Raw genomic sequence first — 659 nt, forward strand, 5'->3', positions numbered from 1 at the left:
TTAGGGGCACTTGGTGTAGCGTACTCTAGTGTAGTTCTAATTGCATTAGTATTACTTTTATTTCATTTTCTTTTCTCGCCTGTACATATTGAGGTAGATTTCTTGAGTGTTAATAATAAAAGCATAAAAAAACACCATGTAAAGAAATTATTAGATCCAAATGATGATAATAAATCTATATATAAGATCCAGCTCAGTATTTCAAAAGGAAATAGATTAACTAATGCGTTATTTAGTCTAGTAGGGTGTGATTTAGTAGTACTATATAGGCCATCTGCATATGATACTGAAGTTTCGGATGGTTGGGGAAATAGTAGAATACGAAGTTCTAACTTGTATAAGGATAAAAAAGGAAATGCGAGATACTTATGGACAGACTCTGTAGTTGGTGCAGGGAAAATTAAAGAGGATGATGCAATAAAATTATGTCCTGAAATAATTATAGTTCCAAAAAGGTTCGAAGTTATTTCTTGCCAAGTAGATTTAAAAATCAAAGTATCTAAAAAAAAGAATGTAATTCAACAATTCTTTGCTTTTTTTATCAAGAGCTTATTGGTTAAGGTTACAAAGAAAGATTTTAAAATTATATATAAGTAAACAAAGGGGGAGCAATAATTCATGGCAAATACTACGTTGTTCAGATTATCTAATGTTCAGTC

1 protein-coding gene is annotated in these 659 nt (G+C 30.2%); it reads left to right on the top strand.

Going from position 1 to position 659, the window contains the following annotated elements; all coding sequences use genetic code 11:
* A partial coding sequence (locus KVT27_RS23455; protein ID WP_217582058.1) for a hypothetical protein occupies positions 1-597 on the top strand: 597 nt, incomplete at its 5' end.
* Between the last annotated feature and the right edge of the window lie 62 nt (positions 598-659).

Origin of the sequence: Lysinibacillus sp. GbtcB16 (assembly GCF_019091145.1) — a bacterium.
GTDB classification, from domain to species: domain Bacteria; phylum Bacillota; class Bacilli; order Bacillales_A; family Planococcaceae; genus Lysinibacillus; species Lysinibacillus fusiformis.